Annotated in this window: 18 protein-coding genes and 1 riboswitch; of the genes, 10 read left to right on the forward strand and 8 right to left on the reverse strand. The window is 62.0% G+C overall.

Annotation, left to right across the window (positions count from 1 at the left end; genetic code table 11):
- Window positions 1–138 precede the first annotated feature (138 nt).
- Both ACPYOP_RS16795 and dxs read left to right on the forward strand, forming a co-directional pair.
- Window positions 139–1,062, forward strand: coding sequence for a pirin family protein (locus tag ACPYOP_RS16795; protein ID WP_481411496.1), 924 nt, complete (start codon window positions 139–141; stop codon window positions 1,060–1,062).
- 125 nt (window positions 1,063–1,187) lie between these two features.
- Window positions 1,188–3,104, forward strand: a complete 1,917-nt coding sequence (gene dxs / locus ACPYOP_RS16800) for a 1-deoxy-D-xylulose-5-phosphate synthase (protein WP_481411497.1) — start codon at window positions 1,188–1,190, stop codon at window positions 3,102–3,104.
- 247 nt (window positions 3,105–3,351) lie between these two features.
- Here the strand turns inward: dxs and ACPYOP_RS16805 are convergent, their stop codons facing one another.
- Together ACPYOP_RS16805 and ACPYOP_RS16810 are read right to left on the reverse strand one after the other, a co-directional pair.
- A complete protein-coding gene (locus ACPYOP_RS16805) occupies window positions 3,352–5,295 on the reverse strand; it encodes a methyl-accepting chemotaxis protein (RefSeq protein ID WP_481411498.1) in 1,944 nt (647 codons plus the stop codon).
- Between the two features lie 232 nt (window positions 5,296–5,527).
- The gene (locus ACPYOP_RS16810; protein WP_481411499.1) at window positions 5,528–6,535 is read right to left on the reverse strand and encodes a DUF4424 domain-containing protein; all 1,008 of its coding nucleotides are present in this window, start codon (window positions 6,533–6,535) and stop codon (window positions 5,528–5,530) included.
- 112 nt (window positions 6,536–6,647) lie between these two features.
- On the opposite strand from ACPYOP_RS16810, the gene ACPYOP_RS16815 reads away from it, so the two are divergent.
- Both ACPYOP_RS16815 and ACPYOP_RS16820 read left to right on the forward strand, forming a co-directional pair.
- Window positions 6,648–7,388 (forward strand): TlyA family RNA methyltransferase, encoded by a 741-nt coding sequence (locus tag ACPYOP_RS16815; protein ID WP_481411500.1) that lies wholly within the window; start codon window positions 6,648–6,650, stop codon window positions 7,386–7,388.
- Window positions 7,385–8,635, forward strand: coding sequence for a class I SAM-dependent RNA methyltransferase (locus ACPYOP_RS16820; RefSeq protein WP_481411501.1), 1,251 nt, complete (start codon window positions 7,385–7,387; stop codon window positions 8,633–8,635). Before ACPYOP_RS16815 ends, ACPYOP_RS16820 begins: the two co-directional genes overlap by 4 nt.
- A 170-nt stretch (window positions 8,636–8,805) precedes the next feature.
- Here ACPYOP_RS16820 and ACPYOP_RS16825 read toward each other — a convergent pair whose 3' ends face one another.
- Both ACPYOP_RS16825 and ACPYOP_RS16830 read right to left on the reverse strand, forming a co-directional pair.
- Entirely contained in the window at window positions 8,806–9,558 is a 753-nt protein-coding gene (locus ACPYOP_RS16825; RefSeq protein ID WP_481411502.1) for a crotonase/enoyl-CoA hydratase family protein, read from the reverse strand.
- Window positions 9,559–9,567: 9 nt separating this feature from the next.
- Window positions 9,568–11,346: an acyl-CoA dehydrogenase family protein gene (locus ACPYOP_RS16830; protein ID WP_481411503.1), complete on the reverse strand. Its 1,779-nt coding sequence runs from the start codon at window positions 11,344–11,346 to the stop codon at window positions 9,568–9,570.
- Window positions 11,347–11,633: 287 nt separating this feature from the next.
- Between ACPYOP_RS16830 and ACPYOP_RS16835 the strand changes: the two genes are divergently transcribed.
- Complete coding sequence (locus tag ACPYOP_RS16835) at window positions 11,634–12,635, forward strand: transporter (protein WP_481411504.1); 1,002 nt, start codon at window positions 11,634–11,636, stop codon at window positions 12,633–12,635.
- A gap of 169 nt (window positions 12,636–12,804) precedes the next feature.
- Here ACPYOP_RS16835 and ACPYOP_RS16840 read toward each other — a convergent pair whose 3' ends face one another.
- The gene (locus ACPYOP_RS16840; RefSeq protein ID WP_481411505.1) at window positions 12,805–13,275 is read right to left on the reverse strand and encodes a BA14K family protein; all 471 of its coding nucleotides are present in this window, start codon (window positions 13,273–13,275) and stop codon (window positions 12,805–12,807) included.
- 245 nt (window positions 13,276–13,520) lie between these two features.
- On the opposite strand from ACPYOP_RS16840, the gene ACPYOP_RS16845 reads away from it, so the two are divergent.
- Entirely contained in the window at window positions 13,521–14,525 is a 1,005-nt protein-coding gene (locus tag ACPYOP_RS16845) for a glycoside hydrolase family 25 protein (RefSeq protein WP_481411506.1), read from the forward strand.
- 110 nt (window positions 14,526–14,635) lie between these two features.
- On the opposite strand, the gene ACPYOP_RS16850 is transcribed toward ACPYOP_RS16845, so the two are convergent.
- Both ACPYOP_RS16850 and ACPYOP_RS16855 read right to left on the reverse strand, forming a co-directional pair.
- Window positions 14,636–15,724 (reverse strand): FAD-binding oxidoreductase, encoded by a 1,089-nt coding sequence (locus ACPYOP_RS16850; RefSeq protein WP_481411507.1) that lies wholly within the window; start codon window positions 15,722–15,724, stop codon window positions 14,636–14,638.
- Between the two features lie 2 nt (window positions 15,725–15,726).
- Window positions 15,727–16,971 carry an aromatic ring-hydroxylating oxygenase subunit alpha gene (locus ACPYOP_RS16855; protein WP_481411508.1) on the reverse strand — a complete coding sequence of 415 codons (1,245 nt, stop codon included), beginning with the start codon at window positions 16,969–16,971 and terminating at the stop codon, window positions 15,727–15,729.
- Between the two features lie 97 nt (window positions 16,972–17,068).
- Window positions 17,069–17,272, reverse strand: a riboswitch (cobalamin riboswitch).
- A 349-nt stretch (window positions 17,273–17,621) separates the two neighbouring features.
- Here ACPYOP_RS16855 and ACPYOP_RS16860 point away from each other — a divergent pair.
- From ACPYOP_RS16860 to ACPYOP_RS16875, 4 genes are all read left to right on the forward strand, one after another.
- Complete coding sequence (locus ACPYOP_RS16860; protein WP_481411509.1) at window positions 17,622–18,239, forward strand: DUF6656 family protein; 618 nt, start codon at window positions 17,622–17,624, stop codon at window positions 18,237–18,239.
- A gap of 58 nt (window positions 18,240–18,297) precedes the next feature.
- Window positions 18,298–19,272, forward strand: coding sequence for an L-threonylcarbamoyladenylate synthase (locus ACPYOP_RS16865; protein WP_481411510.1), 975 nt, complete (start codon window positions 18,298–18,300; stop codon window positions 19,270–19,272).
- Window positions 19,273–19,291: 19 nt separating this feature from the next.
- Window positions 19,292–20,722, forward strand: coding sequence for an FAD-binding oxidoreductase (locus tag ACPYOP_RS16870; RefSeq protein WP_481411511.1), 1,431 nt, complete (start codon window positions 19,292–19,294; stop codon window positions 20,720–20,722).
- Window positions 20,723–20,790: 68 nt separating this feature from the next.
- Window positions 20,791–21,342, forward strand: a complete 552-nt coding sequence (locus ACPYOP_RS16875) for an MOSC domain-containing protein (RefSeq protein ID WP_481411512.1) — start codon at window positions 20,791–20,793, stop codon at window positions 21,340–21,342.
- Between the two features lie 302 nt (window positions 21,343–21,644).
- Here the strand turns inward: ACPYOP_RS16875 and ACPYOP_RS16880 are convergent, their stop codons facing one another.
- On the reverse strand, window positions 21,645–24,623 hold the full coding sequence (locus ACPYOP_RS16880; RefSeq protein WP_481411513.1) for a DNA translocase FtsK: 2,979 nt from the start codon (window positions 24,621–24,623) through the stop codon (window positions 21,645–21,647).
- Between the last annotated feature and the right edge of the window lie 2 nt (window positions 24,624–24,625).

The raw sequence follows: 24,625 nt of genomic DNA on the forward strand, positions 1-24,625 counted from the left end.
AAGAGTTACCCCGCTGCTCACATAGGTCGCAATGTTAAACAACCCTTTGAAATGACCCTTACAAACGCATCGAATAGCAAAATTTGAGTTTCCCAGCCTTTCTCGCTAGGTTGAGACCCAACCGAAAGGAGAGCCTTCATGTCCTTCTTCCCAGGCAACGATCCCCAGGCCGGCGATGCCTTCGCCTGCGATGCGATCGAGAACCTTATCATTCCGCGCACCAGCGATCTTGGTGGCTTTTCCGTGCGGCGTGCGCTTCCGAGCAGCCGGCGACGGCTGGTGGGGCCGTTCATCTTCTTTGACCGCATGGGTCCTGCCATTTTGCGGCCCGGCCAGGCGCTCGATGTCCGCCCGCATCCGCATATCGGTCTTTCCACGGTCACCTACCTGTTCGACGGCGAAATCCGTCATATGGACAGCCTCGGCACGGCCAAGGTGATCCGCCCCGGCGACGTCAACCTGATGACGGCAGGCCGCGGCATCGTGCATTCCGAGCGCACGCCGGAGAACCTGCGCGACCACCCCTTCGCCATGTCCGGCCTGCAGACATGGCTGGCGCTCCCCGACGACAAGGAGGAGATCGATCCCTCTTTCGCCCATACGGAAAAAGATGACCTGCCAACGATCGCCGATGGCGGCGTGACCGGGCGCGTTGTCATCGGCGAATTCGAGGGCCTGAAATCGTCGGTAAAATCCTTTTCCGACACGCTTTACGTCGATCTTCAGCTCCAGCCGAACACGACGTTTCCTTTTGGGGCAGCCCATGAGGAGCGCGCGGTCTATATTCTCTCCGGTTCGCTCATCGTCGCTGGCGACCGTTTCGCTGAGGATCAGCTCCTCGTCTTCCGCCCCGGTGATGCGATAACGCTGGAGGCCGCTGAAAAAGGCTGTCATCTCATGCTTTTTGGCGGTGCAGCGCTCAATTCGAAGCGCTATATTTGGTGGAATTTCGTCTCGTCCTCAAAGGAGCGCATCGAAAAGGCCAAGGAAGAATGGCGCACGGGCCGCTTCGATATCGTGCCGGGCGACGAGGAAGAGTTCATTCCCCTGCCGGAAGGCTAACGGGTTCATGACACTCCCACATGTTTCTTGTTCGGGAGCACCTTGAATTCGGCGCCTTTTGTCGCAATCTGTTTTGACGTAAAGGCGGACAACCGCCCAAGAATAGCAAGAAAGAGGCTTCAGCCTTGACACAAATGCCAGAGACGCCCCTGCTGGACCGGGTCCAATATCCTTCCGACCTGCGAAAGCTGGAGGACCGGGAATTGCCGCAGCTCGCCCGCGAAGTCCGCGATGAGATGATCGATGCGGTATCGCGCACTGGCGGACATCTCGGTGCCGGCCTCGGCGTCGTCGAACTGACCATCGCCATCCACAGCGTCTTCAATACGCCGGACGATCGCCTGATCTTCGATGTCGGGCACCAGTGTTATCCGCACAAGATCCTCACCGGGCGTCGCGACCGCATTCGCACGCTGCGCCAAGAAGACGGCCTTTCCGGCTTCACGCGCCGGGCCGAAAGCGAATACGATCCCTTCGGCGCCGCGCATTCTTCCACATCCATTTCCGCCGGTCTCGGCATGGCGGTTGCCGCCGAGCTGGATAAGACCGACCGCCGCGTCATCGCCGTTATCGGCGACGGCGCCATGTCGGCCGGCATGGCCTATGAGGCCCTGAACAATGCCGGCGCGCTCGATGCACGGCTGATCGTCATCCTCAACGACAACGACATGTCGATTGCCCCGCCGACGGGGGCAATGAGCGCCTATCTCGCCCGCCTCGCCTCCGGCCGCACCTATATGGGCTTCCGGGATTTCGGCAAGAAGCTGACCGCCTATCTCGGCAAGAAGGTCGACCGCGCCATCACGCGGGCGGTCGAGCACGCACGGGGCTATGTGACCGGCGGCACCATGTTCGAGGAGATGGGCTTCTACCATATCGGCCCGATCGACGGCCATTCCTTCGAGCACCTGCTGCCCGTGCTGCGCAATGTGCGCGACAATGCCCAAGGACCGGTGCTGATCCATGTGGTGACGCAGAAGGGCAAGGGCTATCCTCCGGCCGAGGCGGCTGCCGACAAGTATCATGGCGTCAACAAGTTCGACGTCATTACCGGCGCGCAGACAAAGGTGAAGCCGAATGCGCCGAGCTACACCAGCGTCTTTGCGGACGCTTTGGTGCAGGAAGCAACGCTCGACGACAAGATCGTCGGCATTACAGCCGCCATGCCGAACGGCACCGGCCTCGACAAGCTGCAGGAATTCTTCCCCAAGCGCTGTTTCGACGTCGGCATTGCCGAGCAGCATGCCGTGACCTTCGCCGCCGGTCTTGCCGCCGAAGGCTACAAGCCGTTCGCCGCCCTTTACTCCACCTTCCTGCAGCGTGCCTACGACCAGGTGGTGCATGATGTCGCGATCCAGGGCCTGCCGGTCCGCTTCCCCATCGACCGCGCTGGCTTCGTCGGCGCCGACGGGCCGACGCATGCGGGCTCCTTCGATACCGCCTTTCTTGCCACCCTGCCCGGTTTCGTCGTCATGGCCGCAGCCGACGAGGCGGAACTCAAGCATATGGTGCGCACCGCCGCCGCCTATGATCTCGGCCCGATCTCCTTCCGCTATCCGCGCGGAGAAGGCGTCGGCGTCGAGCTGCCGGAACGGGGTCAGATCCTCGAAATCGGCAAGGGGCGCGTTGTAAAGCAGGGATCGAAAGTCGCGTTGCTCTCCTTCGGCACGCGGCTGGCCGACAGCCTTGCCGCGGCGGAGGACCTCGATGCCGCCGGCCTGTCGACGACGGTCGCCGATGCGCGCTTTGCCAAGCCGCTCGATCACGACCTCATCCGCCAGCTCGCGGCGCACCACGAAATGCTGATCACCATCGAGGAAGGTTCGGTCGGCGGCTTCGGCAGCCAGGTCATGCAGTTCCTCGCCAATGAGGGCCTGCTCGATAATGGCCTGAAGATCCGCTCGCTCGTCATGCCGGATATCTGGATGGAGCAGGCAAAGCCCGAAGCCATGAACGCCAGGGCCGGTCTCGACCGTGCCGGCATCGTCCAGACTGTATTCCGTACACTCGGCCACGGTCGCATCGTCGAAGCCGCCGGCTAGGTTTTTCCTTCCCCTTGAGGACGGGCTATCGCATGTAAAATGAGGTCGTTGCCGCATCCCCTTCTCCCCTCGGGGAGAAGCAACGTGCGGCGCCGAATGCGATTGCCCCACCCTTGTGGGAAACTCGCCGCAAAGCGGCGAGTTGGGGATGATCTGCCATGAAATGGGACGGGAATTCGACGGATGCCGTCGTCACCCGCCCCGGCACGACGTGCCGACCCTCCCCATCAAGGGGAGAGTCATTCGATCAGAACTCTTCCCAATCGTCGCGAGCGGCAGCGGCCGTCGCCGTTGCCTTGCCGCCGAAGGCCTTGGCGACGGTGCGCCCAAGAGCGCGGGCCGGAGATGCGGCCGGCCTCGAGCGTGCTGTCGCCGCGACCGGACGCGCGGCTGCGGCCTGTGGGGCCTCGCCGAGGCGGAACTGCTGCAGCAGCTCGTTGAGTGCCGCAGCTTCGCGGGCGAGCGCATGGCTTGCGGCCGTCTGTTCCTCGACCATGGCCGCATTCTTCTGCGTACCCTGATCCATGTTGTTGACGGCCGTGTTGATCTCCTGCAGGCCGGTCGACTGTTCGCGGGTCGCCGTAACGATCGCGCCGACATGGCGGTTGATCTCCTGCACTTCGGAGACGATCAACTGGAGGGCCTTGCCGGTCTCGCCGACCAGAGAGACGCCGGTATTGACCTGATCGCTCGATGTCGTGATCAGCGCCTTGATTTCCTTGGCGGCATTGGCGGAACGCTGAGCGAGCTCGCGCACTTCCTGGGCAACGACTGCAAAGCCCTTGCCGGCCTCGCCGGCGCGGGCTGCCTCGACACCGGCATTCAGCGCCAGGAGGTTGGTCTGGAAGGCGATGTCGTCAATGACGCTGATGATATTGCTGATCTCGCCCGAGGACTTTTCGATCTGGTGCATGGCCGAAACGGCATTGCGCACCACTTCGCCGGAGCGTTCCGCGCCGAGGCGGGCACGCTCGACGAGATGGCCGACATCTTCGGCGCGCTTGGCCGAGTCGCGAACCGTTATGGTGACCTGCTCCAGTGCGGCCGCCGTCTCCTCGACGGCTGCAGCCTGCTGCTCGGTGCGTTGCGACAGATCGTCGGCGGCCGAGCGGATCTCGTCGGCGCCGGCATTGATGGCGGAAGCATTGTGGCCGACGGACTGCAAAGCGGCTTCCAGCTTTTCCACCGCATTGTTGAAGTCGGCGCGGACGCTGTCGAACTGGGGCGCGAAGTTATTGCGCAGGCGGGTCGCGACATTGCCGGAAGACAGGGCGGAGAGGCCGTCCGCGAGCGCTTCCATGGCAAAGCGGATTTCGCCCTCTTCGCGTGCCTTCTGCTCATCGTTCATTTGACGCTCGCGTTCGGCATCGCCGCGCATGCGCTCGGTCTCGCCAGCAAGACGCAGCTTTTCGATCCCCGCCTGCTTGAAGACCAGGACGGCATCGGCCATGCGGCCGACTTCATCGCCGCGGCCAACCGCCGGAACTTCGACATCATGCTCTCCGTTCGCCAGCCGGCCCATCGCAGCCGTCATGCCGACGATCGGGCGCACGATAAGGCGCGACAGCAACCAAGCGAGCACTGCGGCGGCGAGCGACGCGAAGACACCACCGACGATAAGCGTCAGGCGCAGATCGCCATTGGCATCGTCCTGCATGGCTGCCAGATCGCTGGCCTTGGCGCGGGCGGCCTGCTTGATCTTGGCGGCAGCGTCGCGGAAGCCATCGAGCTGGCCCTTGGTTTCGTTCTGCCCGATCTTGACGATCTGGTCGAGCGGCATCTCGGTTTCCTTGCGGGCCTTGGCCTGCGGCTCCGCGAGCTGATGGAAATAGAGATCGGCGGCTTTCTGCATGTTGTCGATGGCCTGCAGCAGATCCGGGGAATCGGCCGCGACCTGCTTGGCGGCGGCGATGCTCTTCAGCATCCGTTCGCGATTGTTGAAGATATCGCCATAGGTGCTTTCGCTGCGCAGCAGCAGGAAGCCACGCAGATTGACCGCCTGTTCCAGCATGGCCTGCAGGGAATCGTCGATCTGGCTGACGAGCTGCTGCGACTTGGTCTGCTCGGCGGCGGCACCGGCGGACACTTCTTCCTTGGAATAGACGAATGCGGAAACGCAGGCGAAGATGGCGATCAACGCCGTGAACGTGATGGCAAGCTTGCCATTCAGCGAGAGTTTTTTCGCAAACATGGGCGAGCGCCTCCTGAGCGCCGGTCCTGGCGAGCGTCATTAGGCCGCGATTGGGAGGGAACGCGGCCGACGCTCGAAGAATTCAGGGAGTGGCATGATTGGGACGCAGACGCGCGAAGCCTTCATGGCAGGCGATGATCTCAAGACGATCACCGTAATCACAGGCATCAGTAGAGGCTCGGACTTTAAATTTATTTAATTACACGCGACCGCATCGCTACTTCCAACCGCTCTACCTCACCGGCACGGCAGCGAGAATGAGGACATCCAGATCGTGTTCAGGATAGAAATCCTGCGCCGTCATCTGGAAGCTGGTTGCACCGGTCTTTTTCACATCCTTGCCGCAGAAGCTGATGTAATTGTCAGGGCTGCCCTTATCGACCGTCAGCTCGAAATGCTTGATCGGACCGGACCAGTTGGCGCCCGTCGTCAACACATAGGAGATCCAGCTTTCGGTATAGCCGCGCCCGCCCTTGTCGGCTGCAGCGGCGAGCTTGGTCGCCGTCTTCAGGAAGGATTCATCGAGACAGTATTTGGCACGATAGGCCTGCAGCTGCTGTTTCTGATAGTCTTCCTCGCCGGCGAAAGTGATGGCGACAGTGCCACCGACGCTCGGCTTGTAGCGATGCTCGACCGCGATCTTCGCCTTGGCCGGAAACTTCGTGCGCCACCAATAGGTGGTGTGCAGCGTCCACATGGGCGTCGGGTGATGCTTCATGCCCTGACCGTCCGTGTCGTATTCGTCATCGGTAATCAAGCCGCGAGCCGTCCAATCATCGAGCACGTCGGCGGGCAGCTTGGCGACGGCCGCCGCAGCGGCCTTGCTCAGCGGCAGCAGCGGGACGCCGCGAGCGTTCAACTCATCCGTCATGTCTACCCCGGCAACCGACACGCGCTGCTGCAGGCTCGGCGTGATGGCCTTGCCCTCCTGCGCCACGGTGAAACCAAGGAAATTGTCGGCGTCGACATTTCCGGCATCGACCATGCTGTCGATATCGCCCTTGATATCGGGCATCGGAAAGGCGACGACGCTTTCGACATCCTTGTCCGAGGTGTTTTCGAAGACGTAATCGACGCGGACCTGCTCCGCCGAAATGAACAGCTTTTCCTGCGCCATGCTGATATCGCCGGTGCGGACATAGGCGAGACCGCCCGTCCTCAACTCGGCCATCGTGTCGTTCGCAAGCGCCGGAACGGCTGACATCACCATTAGCGCCGCATAGCCACCGATCTCTCGCATGATGCCCCTCGCCCGTTGATTGCGGCGATTATGGCCGGTTGCGATCCGGCGTCAACGCCGATATCAACATAAAAGGCTTGCAACGTAGCCCATTGCCCGGCATGGACAGCCCATGTCCGAACCGCAACGCCTCGACCAGCTCCTCGTCACCCTCTCGCTCTTTGCCAGCCGATCACGGGCGCGCGATGCGATCCAGCGCGGCACGGTGACCGTGAACGGCAGGATCGTGACGAAGCCGGGTGCGCTGTTCACCGAAGACGCACGGATCAGCATCGATGATCCCGCGCAGGATTACGTCTCACGCGCGGCCTTGAAGCTGGTGTCGGCGCTCGATCATTTCGGCCTCGATCCGCAGGGACAGCACTGTCTCGATGTCGGCGCATCGACCGGAGGCTTTACCGAAGTGCTGCTGCAGCGTGGCGCTTCCCATGTCACGGCGATCGACGTCGGTCACGACCAGATGCATTCGCGCATAGCCGCCGATCCGCGCGTGACCAATATCGAGGGGCTGAACGCGCGCAACCTGATCGCGGAGGATATCGGCGAGCCCTTCTCCTTCGTCGTTTCCGATGTCTCTTTCATTTCGCTGAAGCTGGCTCTCGCGCCGGCGCTGGCGCTTGCCGAACCCGGCGCGCGGGCAGCCCTGCTTGTGAAGCCGCAATTCGAGGCGGGCCGCGATGCGATCAGCAAGGCCGGCCTCCTGAAGGACCCCTCCTCCGCTCCGGCGGTTGCGGCGGAACTCGAGCGTTGGTTCACTGAAGACATGGGTTGGCAAAGCCTCGGCCTCATCGCCTCGCCGATCGCAGGCGGCGACGGCAACCAGGAATTTCTTCTCGCAGGGATCAAGCCATGAGCACTGAAACCGTCACCATCCAGAAGCTCGGCGCCCAGGGCGATGGCATCGCGCAAGGCGCCGATGGCCCGATCTACGTGCCGTTCACGCTGCCGGGCGAAAGCGTCGCCATCGCGCGGGTGAAAAGCCAGGGCATGCTGATGTCGATCGCGTCGGCCTCGCCGGACCGACAGGAGCCGCACTGTCGGCACTTCGGCCCGCACGGTGTCAACGGCGCCTGCGGTGGCTGCACCCTGCAGCATTATGCCGATGCGCCCTATCGTGCTTTCAAGCGCCAGCTCGTCATCGATGCACTGCGCTCGAAAGGCCTGACGCCCGAGGTCGACGATATCGTCGCCGCGCATCCGGGCGAGCGGCGCCGGGTCGTCTTCGCCGCGCGCAAGACCGAAAAGGACATGCTGATCGGCTTCAACCAGGCCGAAAGCCACCACATCGTCGCCATCGAGGAATGTCCCATCGCTTCGCCCGGCATCATGGCCCGGTTGCCGGCGATCAAGACGATCGCCGCGGCAATCGCCATCAATGCCGAAGCCTTCCGCGTTTCCGTGCTGGAAACGCAGACCGGCCTCGATCTCGCCGTCGACGGCATCAAGTCGCTTTCGGACAAGCAGCGCCGCAGCACCATCGAAACCGTGCTGTCGCTTCGCGGAATTGCCCGCCTTTCGCTGAACGGAGAGACCCTCGTGGAACCGGTGAAGCCGATCATCGATTTCGGCGGCGTGCCGGTCTCACCGCCGCCGGGCGCCTTCACGCAGGCGACCAAGCAGGCCGAGGACGCCATGGCCGAGCTGGTCGCAGCCCATGTCGGCAAGGCAAAGCGCATCGCCGACCTCTTCGCTGGCAGCGGCACCTTCTCGCTTCGCCTGGCGCGGATCGGGCGCGTGCATGCGGTGGAAAGCGAGGAAAAGCCGCTCGCGGCACTGGATCAGGCCGCGCGCACCACGCAGGGGCTGAAGCCCGTCTCCGTCGAACGCCGCGACCTCTTCCGCCGGCCGTTGATGACGCAGGAACTGAAAGTCTACGACGCCGTCGTCTTCGACCCGCCCCGCGCCGGCGCGGAATTCCAGTGCAAGGAGCTTGCCCGATCCCAGGTCAAGAAAATCGTCGCCGTCTCCTGCAATCCCCTGACGCTCGCCCGCGATCTTGCCCTGCTGGTCGAAGGCGGTTATCGCATCACGCGAGTGACGCCGATCGACCAGTTTCTGTGGACCTCGCATGTCGAGGTGGTGGTAGCGCTGGAGAAGTAGTTCTTTTAGGCGCAGGTTCCCGGGCCGACCCTCGTGGTTCGAGGCTGCAGCCCTTTGGGCTTCGCACTTCACCATGAGGGCGGGTAGAGCGCGGTCGAGATGTGCGGGAGCTAGCCCTCATCGTGAGGAGGCCCATAGGGCCGTCTCGAACCACGAGGGCGGGTTGAGCTTCACCGCTTCATAAAGGCCTCGAAGGCCGCGCGGGCTTCGGCGCTTTTCAGCTGGGCGGCAAAATGCTCGGCTTCTTTTTGAATTCGGTCGAGCACCGCATCCGGTGGGCCGCGCATTAGGTCGCGGGCGATCCTCAGAGCCTCGGGCGGCTTTGTGGCGAGCTTGGCGGCCAGCGACAGTGTTTCGGCCTCCACCGCGTCCGGTGACGTTACCTTCCAGATCAGGCCTGCCTCCTTCGCTTCGGCGGCGGAGAAGCCTTCGCCGAGGGCGAGCAGGGCGAAGGCGCGTTGATGTCCCATCACGCGCGGAGCAAGCAGGCTCGAAGCCGCTTCGGGAACGAGGGCGAGATCGACGAAAGGCGTCTTGAACAGGCTGCGATCGGAGGCAACCGTCAGGTCGCAATGCAGATGGATCGTGGTGCCGATGCCGATCGCTAGGCCGTCGACGCCGGAGACGACCGGCTTCTTCGTGTTCGCCAGCGCGACGAGAAAATCAATCACTTCGCGCCCCATGTTGCCGCTCATGGCGAAGGCTAGGAAATCGGCCAAGTCGTTGCCGGCCGAGAAGCAGCCTTCCGTGCCGAGGAAAGCATGAACGCGGATATCCGGCACCTCCTCCGCCGCCTTCAGCGCATCGGTCATAGTCTGATACATGGCGCGGGTGATGGCGTTCTTCTTTTCCAGCCGGTTGAACCGGATGACCTGGACCTGCGGCGCGGTCTCGGGGCGTTCGATCAGAATGTGGTCGGTCATCATATGTCCTTAGGCAAGTGCGATGCGAGCGGCTTCGACGCTGGACGCGCCGGCGATGATCCGATCAGAGAGCGCAGCAGTCTCAGCCAGAAGATTCTCGGCCGCGAAACGGCAAAGCGCGATGCGCTTACCGCCCTCGCCATCCCCCGCATCGACGAGGCCTCCCTTGGCCAGATAGGAGCCGGTCAGCACCAGGCCGAAGAGCCGTTGATAAGGCGTGGCGCCCGCCAGCGCTTCCGCGACGGCGCCTTCGGCCTGCTTCGACAACAGCCAGTCGCTCGCCTTTTCCAGATCCGCGATGGCCGCCTGCAGCCGTGGCGCCGTCTCGCCGAAGCCATCGAGGTTCGATTTCGCGACCATATCGGCGATCTCAAGCAATTCGGCAAGGAAGCCGCGCACATGATCACCATTGGCGATCGTCAGCTTGCGCGTCACCAGATCGATCGCCTGGATGCCGTTGGTGCCCTCGTAGATCGGTGCGATACGTGCATCCCGCAGCAGCCGTGCCGCACCGGTTTCTTCGATGAAGCCCATGCCGCCGTGAACCTGGATACCCAACGAGGCGACATCGACGCCGGCATCGGTGGAGAAGGACTTGGCGATCGGTGTCAGCAATGCGGCGCGTTCCTGCCAGAAACGGGCCTTTTGTGGATCGCGATGCGACATGTCAATCGCCTCGGCGCAGGCATAGCAGATGGCGCGCGAGCCCTGCGTCAAGGCTTTCATCGTCAGCAGCATGCGCGCGACATCGGGGTGCTCGATGATCGGGCTCATGCCCGACGATGTCGTGCCCGGTGCACGGCCTTGCGTACGCTCACGAGCATAGGCGACGGCCTTCTGGGTTGCGGCCTCGGCAATCGCGACGCCCTGGATGCCGACAGCAAGGCGGGCATTGTTCATCATCGTGAACATGCAGGCGAGGCCCTTGTTTTCCTCACCCACAAGCCAGGCGACGGCGCCCTTCTCCGCACCATATTTGCCATCGCCATAGATCATCGTGCAGGTCGGCGAACCGTGGATGCCGAGCTTGTGTTCGAGCGAGTGGGCGAAATAGTCGTTGCGGGCGCCGAGCGAGCCGTCGTCATTCACCAGGAATTTCGGCACGAGGAACAGCGAAATGCCGCGCGTGCCGGCCGGCGCATCCGGAAGACGGGCGAGAACGAAATGGACGATGTTCTCCGCCGCCTCGTGATCGCCCCAGGTGATGAAGATCTTCTGGCCGAAAAGGCGATAGGTGCCGTCGTCGCGGCGTTCGGCACGGGTGCGCAGCGCCCCGACATCGGAGCCGGCATGCGGCTCGGTGAGGTTCATCGTGCCGGACCATTGCCCGGAGACGAGCTTTTCCAGATATGTCTTCTTGAGGTCGTCGCTGCCATGGGCAATCAACGCCTCGACCGCGCCCATGGTCAGTGTCGGCGCAAGGCCGAACGCCATGGAGGCCGAGTTCCACATTTCCAGCGTCGCGACATTCAGCATATGCGGCAGGCCCTGCCCGCCGAATTGCTCGGGCGCGGTCAAGCCGTTCCAGCCGCCGGCGATCCAGTCGCGATAGAGCTTCTCCCAGCCGTCGGGAAGCACCACCTTGCCATCGACCAGTTTCGCACCCTGCTTGTCGCCGATCTCGGCAAGCGGCTCCATCTCCTCGCCGGCAAAACGGCCGGCCTCGGACAGGATGGCATCGACGACATCGGCACTCAGATCACCAAGGATGCCCTCCTCCATCGCGCGCTCCATGCCCGCGACATGCTTCAGCGTGAATGCGATTTCTTCGACTGGCGCCTTGTACATGCTGCTTCCTCCGCATTGGTGCCGACAATGATCCGCCTCGCCCGGATCACCGCTCATCTCTGGTCATAGCTAGTTTATTTTTACGTAAACGTCAATTTTAGCGAGGCGGTAAAGATGCTGATTTCCACCCCCTCGCGAACCTTGAGGTCCTATGCGTCTTGCGCGCGCCGCGCGGCTGTGACATCGCCGCCAGCAGCCGCGATTATTCCACCAGAGCACGCACTTGCATAAACAATCGTCATGAACGAAGACTAAGGCAACTGTTCAGAAACGCGAATGATACAGCCATGAACACGATCACGTCAGTCAACACGATACCCGGCTTCATCTGGGCCTATCGTCTCCGCCCAGGCGAAGCCAAGCCGGAGCGGCTGCCCGACGATACCGATCGTTCAACGCTGTTCAGCGACGACGGTTTCCTGTGGCTGCATCTCAATCTCGTCGATGCACGCGTTCCGGCTTTTCTGGAGGACGCACCGGGCCTGAACGAAGCCGCCCGCATAGCGCTGACAAGCCACGAGACGCATGCAACAGTCACCGTCGACGAACAGATGCTCTTCGGCACGCTGGTCGATTTTCAGCGCGACTTTGCCAAAGACACCCACGATATCGGCTGGCTGCATTTCGCCGTAACCGACCGCATGCTCATCACCAGCCGGCTGCAGCCGCTTCGCAGCCTGGATCGGGCGCGAATGCTGATCGACAAGAATGCCACGAGGTTTTCACGTCCCCTCGATATTTTCGAGCTGCTGGTCGTCGAATTCCAGCGCACCCTGATTTCGGTCGTCATCGAGATCAGCGAAGAGCTCAATGCCATCGAGGATTTCGTCCACGGAAATACGTCACGCGACGAGCGCACGCGGCTTCCTCCAATCCGCAGGACGATCGTGCGGCTGCACCGGCATCTGCGTACGGTGTTGTCGCTGATGCGCCATGCAGCCGCCTCCGACGACGAGGAAATGCCGCTCGGCTTCGAAGACGTTGCCGCGCGTTTGACCGGCCGGCTCGAGGCTGTCGAGCACGATGTCTATGCATTGCAGGAGCGAGCCAGGCTGCTGCATGAAGAAATCGACTCGAAGCTCGGATCCGAGATCAACCGCCATCTCTACATCCTGTCGATCATGACCGCGTTTCTGCTGCCGCCGACACTGGTAACCGGCTTCTTCGGCATGAACACCTCGAACCTGCCGCTTTCCGGCGGCGCGGGCGGTACGGAATATGCCGTCGGCTTCATCGTCGCCTCCATGCTGCTGGCATGGTGGCTGCTCAAGCGGGTCAACATTCTCTGAGGTCAAGACATGCAAAAGCCGTCCGGCGGGAACCGGACGGCTGGCATTGGTGATTCTGGAAACGCCGCATAGAGCATTTCTGCTTTTCTTCGAATCGCGAAAACGCTCTATGTTCTTGTTTTTACGCATTCCGGACGGAAAACCCCTGCGCGTTTTTCATGGAAATGCTCTAGAAATACGGCGAATAGCACTGGCGGCGCGGGCCGGAATTCGGCTGGAACGTGTTGTCGTAAGCACGGTAGGAACGATAGCGCGACTCGCACCAGTCGACATGGCGTGGATTGATACCAACACTCGGGGCCGGAGCCGGTTCATAATAGCGCGGTTGGCTGGCGATCGCACCGCCGATCAGAGCGCCGGCGCCGAAGGCTGCCAGCGGGAACCAATAACCGTCATGGTAGCGATAGCCGTGACGATAGCCTCCTCGATAACCACGATAGCCGCCATACCAGCCGCGGCGATAGTAACCACCATGGCGCCACTGCACCTGTTCGACATTGCCGGGCGCGGCCTGGGTGGGTGCTGCCTTACTCACGATCGGCGCGGCGGGCATCTGCATGGCAAAAGACGGTGTGAAGCTTGTCAGGGCGACGGCGGCCGTAACGGCGACAGTCGCGATTTTTGCACGGAAACCAAGCATTTTCATCTCCATTCCCTGGTTGACTTGGTACTCAAGCCTATAACGTTTCATGCCGGGAATGCTTCCCGAGCAAGGTTTCGCCGCCTGCTTCGTCGCATATCCGAGTAGACGACAAGAAACGCGGCGGCGCGTTATTTAGTTCCTCAAATCCCTACCAATTTAAGGAGTTACGCGGGGCTCCACGATGAATTTATAGTGATTGCGTTCTTAACCCAAGATTAACCAGCAATCCTTACTATTATTTCATGAAAGGATACCGAAAGAGTAACCTCCTCATTTACAGCTTGCTGACGATCCTGACCCTGCTGGGGCCGGTCTCCAAGCCTTCGGCCGGTGAAAGCCAGCCCTGGACCGATCCGAAAAATGCCCTCATCGTCGATGCTTACGAGCTGAACACCATCGACTGGAATGCGTTTCTGCAGGACAAACGGATCGCGGGCTTCATCTCCAAGGCTTCCGATGGATTGCCCGAAAGCTTCAGCTGCACCGGGGACCACGCCGGCGATACGGTGGCCCATTGCAGGACGATGTGGCGCAAATATGCCGTCAGCCGCGAGCTGTTCCAGACCCGCCGCATGCTGGCGAAGGCGAATGGCCTGTTATGGGGCGCCTATCATCTGGGGCGGCCCGGCAACCCGATCGATCAAGCCAATCATTTTCTCGACTATGCCGATCCGCAGCCGGACGAGCTGATGGTGCTCGACATAGACGGCATGGACACGGCGCAGTTCATGTCGCTCGACGATGCCCAGATCTTCGTGGCCCATATCAAGGTCAGGACCGGGCGTTACCCCATTCTCTACGTCAATCACAACACAGCGCGGTACATCGCCGACCATCGCGGCACCTATCCGCTGCTGTCGCGGCTGCCATTGTGGTACGCGCGGTACAAGCCTGATGTGAAAGGCACCTTCCCGCTCGGCAACTGGGACAGCTATGCCATCTGGCAGTTCGCTTCCTCGGACAATTGCTCCGAGAAGAGCTGTCCCTATCGCGTACCGGGCACGTTGACCGATATCGACGTCAACGTCGTGCCGATGACGAAGGTTCAGCTCGCCAAAGTCTGGCCGCAGGGCGATCTCCTGCCGGCCAAGCCGCTGCCCGCGCCCGATCTGATGATCGCACAGGCGCCGACCTGCGACGGGCCGCGGCAGACGCTGGTTTCGCTTATGGTCGACCCCATCGTCACGGCGTCAACGCCGCAATCGACTCCAGTCGAGATCAACGAGCTGAACTATCAGGATTTCTAGAGCATGATGCCGAAAAGTGTGGAACGGCTTTCGGACGACATCATGCTCTACTTCTTGGATTCTAAAGCGGATTCAGATTTTAGGTCGAACAGACCTAAAATCATCCGGCTCTAGGCCTCGACTTGGACATCCGTCTTCGGACGCGAACAGCAGGCGAGGATATAGCCTTCTTCGATCTCGTCATCGAGAATGCCGCCATTGTGGCTCATCTCGACTTCGCCCGAGAGTTTCAACACCCGGCATGTGCCGCAGAGTCCCGATTCGCAGGCTGCCCCGATGCGCACGCCGGCGCCGCGCGCGGCCTGAAGCACGGTCTGCCCCGCCGCGCAGACGACATCCTTGCCGGCCATGGTGAAGCGGATCGTCGTCGCTGCCTCGCCCGATGCATCATCGGAAACCTCCGCAAGCGGCGTTGCCGCATTCGCCGGCTGGAAGCTTTCCTGATTGTAGCGCGACATGTCGAAGCCATGCGCCTCCAGCATGGAGCGCACGGCGTCCATGAAGACTTCCGGACCGCAGCAGAAGATCGTCCGGTCCATGAAATCGGGCGCCAGCAGGCCGATCTTAGCCTTGTCGATGCGCCCCTTCAATCCGGACCAGAGATCGGTGCGGCCGCAACCCTCGACGATCAGGCCGAGATTGAGGTTGGGCATGAAACGGGCGAGATATTCGAGCTCGGACCGGAAGATGATATCGGCCGGGCCGCGCGAACAATTGACGAAGGTAATATCCGACAGCGGTGCCGTGTCGGCCATGTAGCGCGTCATCGACATCATCGGTGTGATGCCTGAGCCGGCGGAAACAAAGAGATATTTTTCGCCGGGATGACGGATATGGCTGAAATCGCCGAGCGGGCCGAAAGCCTTGATGCGCATGCCCGGCTTCAGGTTCTCGAACATCCAGCGCGTTCCGATGCTATCCTTCTGTGCCTTCACCGTCACGGCGACCGAGAAGGGCCGCGACGGCGTCGAGGAGAGCGTATAGGTGCGCATGACCGGCTCCGGAGCCGTCGGCAACTCCAGCGTCACGAACTGGCCCGGCAGATAGCGGAACCAGTTGTCCTTATCGGACCGGAACGTGAAGGTCATCACGTCGGGCGCTTCGGGCGTTGCCGAGAGGCATTCGAGCAGATGCTGCCTGTCACTCCAGGGCTGCATCTGGTCGAGGTGGCGGTGCGAAAGGGAGACGGTCATGTTCATGCTCAGGCAACCGCCGAAAGCTTGGCCTGGTCGCCCTGCAGCCGGTTGACCATAAACGTCGTGTACCATTCGACGAACTGCATGACGCCGCCCTCATGGATTTCCGAATAGGGGCCGGGCTCATAGGCCGGGGAGCGGATGCCGAAGGCATTTTCCTCGACGATACGGCGATCCTGATCGTTGGTTTCGGTCCAGACGTGCGTCAGCTCTTCCAGATTATAATCGACGCCCTCGACGGCATCCTTGTGGACGAGCCACTTGGTGGTGACGGCGGTTTCCTCGGCGCTGATCGGCAGGACGCGGAAGGAAATCGCGTGGTCGCCGAGGATGTGGTTCCATGTTGTGGGGTAATGGAACAACAGCATGGTGCCGATGCCATTGATCGTCACATCGGGTGAAAGCGGCCGCCTGACGGCATTCTGGCCGGACATGGTGTAGCTCTCGGCCCCCTCGATCAGCGGCATGCGCGCGGCGCGGAACTGACCATCCGGCGAGATCTTGAATTCGCTCGGCAGGCCGGCCGCTTCGCAGCGCTGCCAGTGCTCGGTGATGACGGGGTCGTTCATCGCGCCCTGCACGCCGGTAACGGTCGGCGCTTCCGGGAAGGTGCGGCAAAGTTCCGGGTGATTGGCCGCGCAATGGTAGCACTCGCGGTTGTTTTCCCAGACGAGCTTCCAGTTGCCCTTTTCGATGATGGTGCTCTGGAAGGCAACCTTGGCTTCGCTGATGCGGTGCGGTGCCATGTAAGGCTCGATCGTCGCGCGAACCGGCGCGAAATCCGGAGCGTTCTGCGCGAGGCAGATGAAGATGTAGCCGCCGACGCTTTCACAATGAACCGGCTTTAGCGAATGCTGGCTCTTGTCGAAATCCTCCGCCATCTGGCGGGCAAAGAGCAGCGAGCCGTCGAGCTCATAGGTCCACTGGTGATAGGGGCAGACAAGCTTCGCCGAGGAGCCGCGCTCGGTCGTGCAGACGCGCGAGCCGCGATGGCGACAGCTGTTGTGGAAGGCGCGGATGACCTGATCGCGGCCACGAACGATCACGACGGGATAATCGCCGATCTGGACGGTGAAATAATTGCCCGCGCGCGGCACTTCACAATCATGGCCGATGAACAGCCAGTCGCGATAGTAGATCGTCTCCATATCGAGCTTGAAGTAATCCGGATCGGTATAGAATGGTTGTTCCAGACTCAAACCCGTCCGGTGGTTCTTCAATTGCCGCAGAACTTTGCTGCCGATATCCATTTGCCTATCCTTCGCAGTACCAGGAAACGGGCGAAGGACATGCACGGCCGGTTGAAGACAGCCGAAAGCAATGTCCCGACCGCCCGCCGCGGTCAGTAAACCATATGTGCCCAAGGCTGGTTTCCGGGCTCTGGAGCGGCCCTGTTTCCAGAGCCCCATGGCACCTTCCCAGGTCGATCGACCCAGTGGCTTAATTCGCCATGCCTTACTCCACCACCGTTGCGGGGGCAGCGCCGGATTTTGACCGGCTTCCCAATTCTCCGTCTCCCTAGCAGACGGCACCTTGAGATTGATGTCATCATATCCCTCGGCCCGATCGGCCGCTGTGCTGCAATGCGACATCGGCTTCGAAATTGACGACAAGCGAAACCGGATGATGGGACGGTTGCATATCGTGACAATATAGAGAGACGGTTCAATCTCTTAGGCGCTTGCATAGGAGATGGCCCGCGCATCGCATACGCATTCCGTCAACGACGCCTTATCCTGATTGCGACAGGTCCTCGAACGGCCGATAATCAGGGGAATGACTGGGCGGCGGAGAGCGCCCGCAGAGCCGCCATCGGGAGCCTTCGGCTCAGTGCGATCAAGCTCGGCTCAAGCTCCGTGATCCATCATGTCGCCTAAAGAGATTTACAGCGAGATCCGGCATGGCCAAACTCAGATATTTCGACGCTGGGAAGCCCGCCGAGCCCGAACCGGCGGCAGCGGTATCGACGACGGGCTACAGCGAATTCCTGCGCACCGGCCGCATCAACCGCAACAGGCCGCATTGGCTGGCGGAAGAGCGGGAATACCTGACCCATGAACAGGTGGCCGAACGCACGGCGCTGAAGCTCCGGGACGCCGGCGAAAAGACCCATGACCGGCTCAACAATTTCCACAAGTCCATCCGCTTTCCGAAGCTCATCTTTCATCACACGCTGAAGGACACGCCGCATCTCGGCTATTGTCACGTTACCGCCGCGCGGACCCAGTTCGCGCGATATGAGGAAGTGAACTGGGCCTTCTACATCGCCAACTTCTTTGCCCGCATCGGCCAGGAAGAGAACTTCTTCGAGGACATCAGCCTCAAATATTCGCGGCTGTATTTCGCCGTCGCGATCCATCCGGACAAGGAAGCCGAAGACAAGAAGCTGACGATCAACCGCGACGTCAGAGGCAACGGCGTGCTGTTCCACACTCACGATCCGCAGATCGCCATCCGCAATGTTCTCCTCCTCGGCGCCCGCAACGAGCAGCTTCGCGATATCATTCGCCAGCTTTGACGATTGATCCGAAAACTCGAAGAGCATAAGAACGGCCTGAACTGCAAGCAGGCAGGCCATGGCACGACACATAGATATTCTCGAACATCCGCAAACGGCGATTGAGGTCGCGACGGCAACGCTTGCCCAGGGTCTGCCGATCGGCCTGCCGACGGAGACGGTCTACGGCCTTGCAGCCGATGCTACCAATCCTGCCGCCATTACCCGGATCTACGAGACGAAGGGACGTCCGCGCTTCAATCCGCTGATCTGCCACATGAGCGACCTTGCCATGGCGGAGCGCTATGCCATCTTCGACCCGATCTCGCGCAAGCTGGCGGAAGCTTTCTGGCCCGGCCCACTGACGCTGGTTCTGCCGCTCAAGCCTGATAGCGGCATCCATCCGCTGGCGACCGCCGGGCTCGATACGGTCGGCATCCGTGTGCCCCAGGGCTTTGCCGGCGAGCTGATCCGCGCCTTCGACCGACCGCTTGCCGCGCCGAGCGCCAATACGTCGGGCAAGATCAGCGCCACCAGCGCCGACCATGTCCATGACGATCTCGGTGAGCGCATTACCCTCATTCTCGATGCCGGGGCCTCGGTCGTCGGCGTGGAGTCGACCATCGTCAAGGTCGAGGATGGAGAGATGCGCCTGCTGCGACCGGGCGGCCTCGCGGCAAGCGAGATCGAGCGGGTGGCGGGCAAGGCGCTGAAGCGCAAGAAGAAGGCCTCCGCTGCCATCGAGGCGCCCGGCATGCTCGCCTCGCATTATGCGCCGGGAGCAGCGGTGCGGCTCGACGCGATGGAGGTTTCCGCAAACGAGGCGCTGATCCGCTTCGGGACGCCTGATATTGCCGGCATCGAAAAGGCTATTGCCGTGCTCGATCTGAGCGCCACCGGCGATCTTTCGGAAGCTGCCGCAAACCTCTTCGACTTCATGAAGCGCGCCGATGCCACGGGTGCGGAGACCATCGCCTTTTCGCATATTCCCGACGAGGGCCTCGGCGAGGCCATCAACGACCGGCTGCGCCGCGCAGCAGCGCCCAGAGACTAAATCCGGCAAAGGATACGCCATGAGCAACTCCGCCCCTTCTTCCGCCCTCCTCGACCGCTTCGCCGCCATCGTCGGCGAAAAGCATGCTGTGGGAGACCCAGCGGAGATCGCGCCGCATCTGGTGGAAAATCGGGGTCTCTATCACGGCGCTTCGCCGATGCTGCTGAAACCGGGCTCGGTCGAAGAGGTTTCCGCGATCCTCAAGCTTGCCAGCGAGACCGGCGCAGCCATCGTTCCGCAGACCGGTAATACCGGCCTTGTCGGCGGCCAGACGCCACGCGAGGGCGGCTCGGACATCATCCTGTCGCTGGAACGCATGAACCGCGTCCGCGATATCGATCCGGTCGGCAACACGATTGTTGTCGATGGCGGCTGTGTTCTCGCCGATGTCCATAAGGCAGCGGCCGAGCATGGCCGCATGTTTCCGCTTTCCCTCGGCTCGGAAGGTTCCTGCCGCATCGCCGGCAACCTTTCCACCAATGCCGGCGGCACGGCTGTTCTCGCCTATGGCAACATGCGCCAGCTCTGCCTCGGCCTCGAAGTCGTGCTGCCCACCGGCGAGATCTGGAATGGCTTGCGTCGCCTGAAGAAGGACAACACCGGCTACGATCTGCGCGACCTCTTCATCGGCGCAGAAGGCACGCTCGGCGTCATCACCGGCGCCGTGCTGAAGCTCTTTCCGCAGCCGCTCGGCCATCAGGTCGCCTTTGCCGGCCTGCAATCGGTCGACGACGCGCTGACCCTGTTCAAGAATGCCTCCAGCCTCTGCGGCGCGGCGCTGACCGGCTTCGAGCTGATGCCGCGCATCGGCGTGGAGTTCACCACGCGACATATTCCCGGCGTGCGCGATCCGCTGGAGACGGCTCACCCCTGGTATGTGCTGATCGACATCTCCACCTCGGATTCGGCCGAAACGGCTGAGCGGATGATGACGGCGTTGCTGGAACAGGGTTACGAGGACGGCCTAATCCAGGATGCGGCCATCGCCAGTTCCGAGGCACAGCAGAAGGCCATCTGGCACATGCGCGAAAGCATGTCGGACGCGCAGAAGCCGGAAGGCGGCTCGATCAAGCACGATGTTTCCGTGCCCGTGGCGCAGATCCCGCAATTCATGGCGGAAGCCGAAAAGGCTGTGGTCGCCGCCATGCCGGGCGCCCGCGTCTGCGCCTTCGGCCACATGGGCGACGGCAATATCCACTACAATATCTCGCAGCCCGTCGGTGCCGACAAGGTGGAGTTCATCGGCCGCTGGCGCGAGATCAACAAGATCGTGCACGGACTGGTGCTTCGGCATGGCGGCTCGATCTCCGCCGAGCACGGCATCGGCCAGTTGAAGCGCGACGAGCTGGCGTCGATCCGCTCGGATATCGAGATGGACCTGATGCGCCGGATCAAGACGGCCTTCGACCCGGCCGGCATCATGAATCCAGGGAAGGTCCTCAAGGTATGAGAGCTGGTCGGCTGCCTTAACGGCGGCGAGACACGCTCTGAATCTAGGTTGTCATGGAAGGGCTCAGCATGGACGACAAGCGCGTATATGTGACGTCAGTCAGCAGCAGCGGCGTGCATGAGTTCAGCAAGCAGAGCAAGGATCACATTCAGCTACTGACGGGGCTCGGCGTGGAAGGCGACGCGCATATGGGGGTGACGGTGAAGCATCGCTCGCGCGTCGCGGTCGATCCGACACAGCCCAATCTGCGCCAGGTGCATATCATCCACGAAGAACTGTTCGACGAGCTCACCGAAAAGGGATTTTCCGTCGCGCCGGGCGACATGGGCGAGAACATCTCGACCAGAGGGATCGACCTGCTTTCCCTGCCCCAGGGCACGCGCCTGCATATCGGCGAGGATGCAATCGTCGAGGTGACGGGCCTGCGCAATCCCTGCAAGCAGATCGACAATTTTCAAAAGGGCATGCTGCATGCGGTGCTCGACAAGGATGCCGAGGGCGGTCTGATCCGCAAGGCCGGCATCATGGGCATCGTCTCGCAAGGCGGTCGTGTACAGCGCAACGATGCGATCCGCGTCGAGCTGCCGCCGTTGCCGCATATCAAGCTTGAGCGTGTTTGATATCGAGATCGACCTGATGCGCTATGCATAGGAAGAAGTTAGTTCTGAGTATGCTGAGCCTCTGATACCCCCCTCTGTCACTGACGTGACATCTCCCCCACAAGGGGGGAGATTGTTGGGAGCGTGTTGCACCGCCTTAGCAAACCATCATGCTTTGGTCTCCGCGGATGCGATGTTTTTTGGAGCAAGCATAGGCCGCCAGTCACCAATCTCCCCCCCTTGTGGGGGAGATGTCACGAAAGTGACAGAGGGGGGTGCACACTCTCCGCGACGACCGCAGCAAATGTCATCCCCCAATTATATCACTCAAAATCCTCGTTGCCCGAATTGCCGCTGCCGTTGCGGTTGCCCGTGATGATCTCGCGTTTGCCGACATGGTTGGCGGGGCCGACCAGGCCGTCCTTTTCCATGCGCTCGACGAGCGATGCAGCGCGGTTGTAGCCGATGCCGAGGCGGCGCTGGATGTAAGAGGTCGAGCACTTCTTGTCGCGCATGACCACCTTGATCGCCTGCTCGTAGAGATCGTCACCGTCTTCCGAGGCAATCGCGCCCTTGTCGAAGACAGCCGTATCTTCTTCCTCGTCTTCCTCGTCCTCGTCGGCGGTGACCGTATCCAGATATTCCGGACGACCCTGCAGCTTCAGATGTGCCACAACCTTTTCGACTTCCTCGTCGGACACGAAGGGACCGTGAACGCGGGAGATGCGGCCACCGCCAGCCATATGCAGCATATCGCCCTGGCCGAGGAGCTGTTCGGCTCCCTGCTCGCCGAGGATGGTGCGGCTGTCGATCTTCGACGTCACCTGGAAGGAGATGCGCGTCGGGAAGTTCGCCTTGATCGTGCCGGTGATGACATCGACCGACGGACGCTGCGTCGCCATGATCAAATGGATGCCGGCGGCACGCGCCATCTGCGCCAGACGCTGGATCGCGCCTTCGATCTCCTTACCGGCGACCATCATCAGGTCGGCCATTTCGTCGACGATGACGACGATATAGGGCATCGGCGTCAGGTCCATTTCTTGGCTCTCCTCGATCGGGGCACCGGTGCCCTTGTCGAAGCCGGTCTGGACCATGACGTGGATCGTCTCGCCCTTTTCCTTGGCGGAGGCAACGCGGCTGTTGTAGCCGTCGATATTGCGAACGCCGAGGCGCGACATCTTCTTGTAGCGATCCTCCATCTCGCGCACCGCCCACTTCAGCGCCATCACGGCCTTCTTGGGATCGGTGACGACGGGGGTCAGGAGGTGCGGAATGCCGTCATAGACGGAAAGCTCGAGCATCTTCGGATCGACCATGATCAGGCGGCACTGTTCCGGCGTCATGCGATAGAGCAGCGACAGGATCATGGTGTTGATGGCGACCGACTTGCCCGAACCGGTGGTGCCGGCGACGAGCAGATGTGGCATTTTCGCGAGTTCGGCGATGACAGGCTCACCGCCGATCGTCTTGCCGAGGCCGAGCGCCAGCTTGTAGCCGCTCTTCTCGAAATCCGGCGAATCGATCATCTCGCGGAAATAGACGGTCTCGCGGTTGACGTTCGGCAGCTCGATGCCGATGACGTTGCGGCCGGGAACGACGGCGACGCGGGCCGACAGAGCCGACATCGAGCGGGCGATATCGTCTGCAAGATTGATAACGCGCGAGGATTTGACGCCTGGCGCCGGCTCGAATTCATAGAGCGTGACGACCGGGCCGGGACGGACGTGGATGATCTCGCCCTTGACGCCGAAATCCTCAAGCACGCTTTCCAGCAGGCCGGCATTCTGCTCCAGAGTTTCCTGAGTCATGATCACGCCGGAACGGGCAACGGGTTCCTGCAGCAGTTCGCGCGGCGGCAGCTCGTATTCGCCATCAACGCTGGGAGCGATCGGCCGCCACTCGGGCGGCGCCAGCGACGCAGGGCGACGCGGCGCGACCCGTGACGGCGGCGTATCGATCAGGCGCTGGGCTGCGGCTTCGACGGCGGGAATGGCCGGCGTAGCCTTGGCAATCGGCTCGGCAGGCGCAGGGGCCGCGACCTTGGTCGGCATCGGCGCCACGACCATGACGGGCGCGGGTCGAGTTTCAGCGACAGGAGCGGCGTCAGCACCGTAGACCGCGGCTACGAAAGCGGGCGGCACGAATGTTTCGGTCGGCGCTGGCATAGCCTGCGGCTCGGCAGCGGATGCTTCGACGATGACGGGGGCCGCCTCGACAACAGGGGCCAGAACGGCAGCCTCAAGCGCGGCAAGCTCGTCCATGGCCGGCGTGCTGATATCTGCTGCTGACGGTCTGGAAACGGTTTCGACGTGAGCTGCGATCTCGACTGCCGGAGACGGCACCACAATGGGCTGCGGCTCGACGGCGGCAACCGGGCGGCGGCACTCGACGACGCGGAACTTGGCGATGATCAATTCGGCATCGACTTCCGGCTTGGGCGTCGCCGGCTGCTTCGGCTCGCCCTTGAGGGCAGAGACGAATTCGCCATCGAACGGCATCGCATCCCAGAAGGCGAAATCGGAAAGATGGACCAGACGCGACTCGACCACAGGCGCGGCTAGGGACTCGGGAACACTTGACTGTACGGGTGAAGCATCCAGCGCGATCGCGGGAGCTTTCGAAAATGCGGTAGCGATAACGGTCATCTCCAATGCGTCCGGCTCGGTTGCCGGGGAATTCTGAATTACTGTCGGTATGTAGCTTCCCACCACCAGCGGCATGTCCTCGAGCGGTGGCAGATGGAACTCATCCGGCCGTGTGGGCGGAACGATGATGGTTGCAGCCGGGGTCGCAGCGGGCTCGACGACCGGGGCTTCCATCACCCGCATGGTAGCGTGTGTGGAGACCTGTTGCCGGACCTCGGGCTTCGGCTCGGCCGGCGGGCGACGGCTGATGATTTCGTTTTCGCGTGTGCGGGTGAAACGCACGTTCGGACCCATCAGGAACGCATTCTGCCAGCCGGGCGATGCGAGATCTTCCGCAGATATTCCCTGCGGCAGAACGGCCATTTCCTGTTCGCTCGTAGCGGCGGCTGCCTGCAGCGCTTCCACGACCGGCGGTGGCGCGGCGGCGGTGCGCCTCCTTACCTCTTCGGTAAGGCGTTTTTCCTCGGCGCGGCGCTGCTCTTCAGCCTTGCGCTTGGCTTCGCGGGCGTTGCGAATCTTCTCTTCCAGGAAGGCGCGGCGAGCAGCGATCTGCTCCGTCCGGCGCGCCTCTTCGGCAGCCTGTTCCGGGTCGAGATCGCCTTCAGGCTGGACGCCTTGAGACGCATTGGAAAGTGTCGTTCGGGAAAGACGCATGA

The organism is Rhizobium sp. KNZ2-6A, assembly GCF_056755475.1.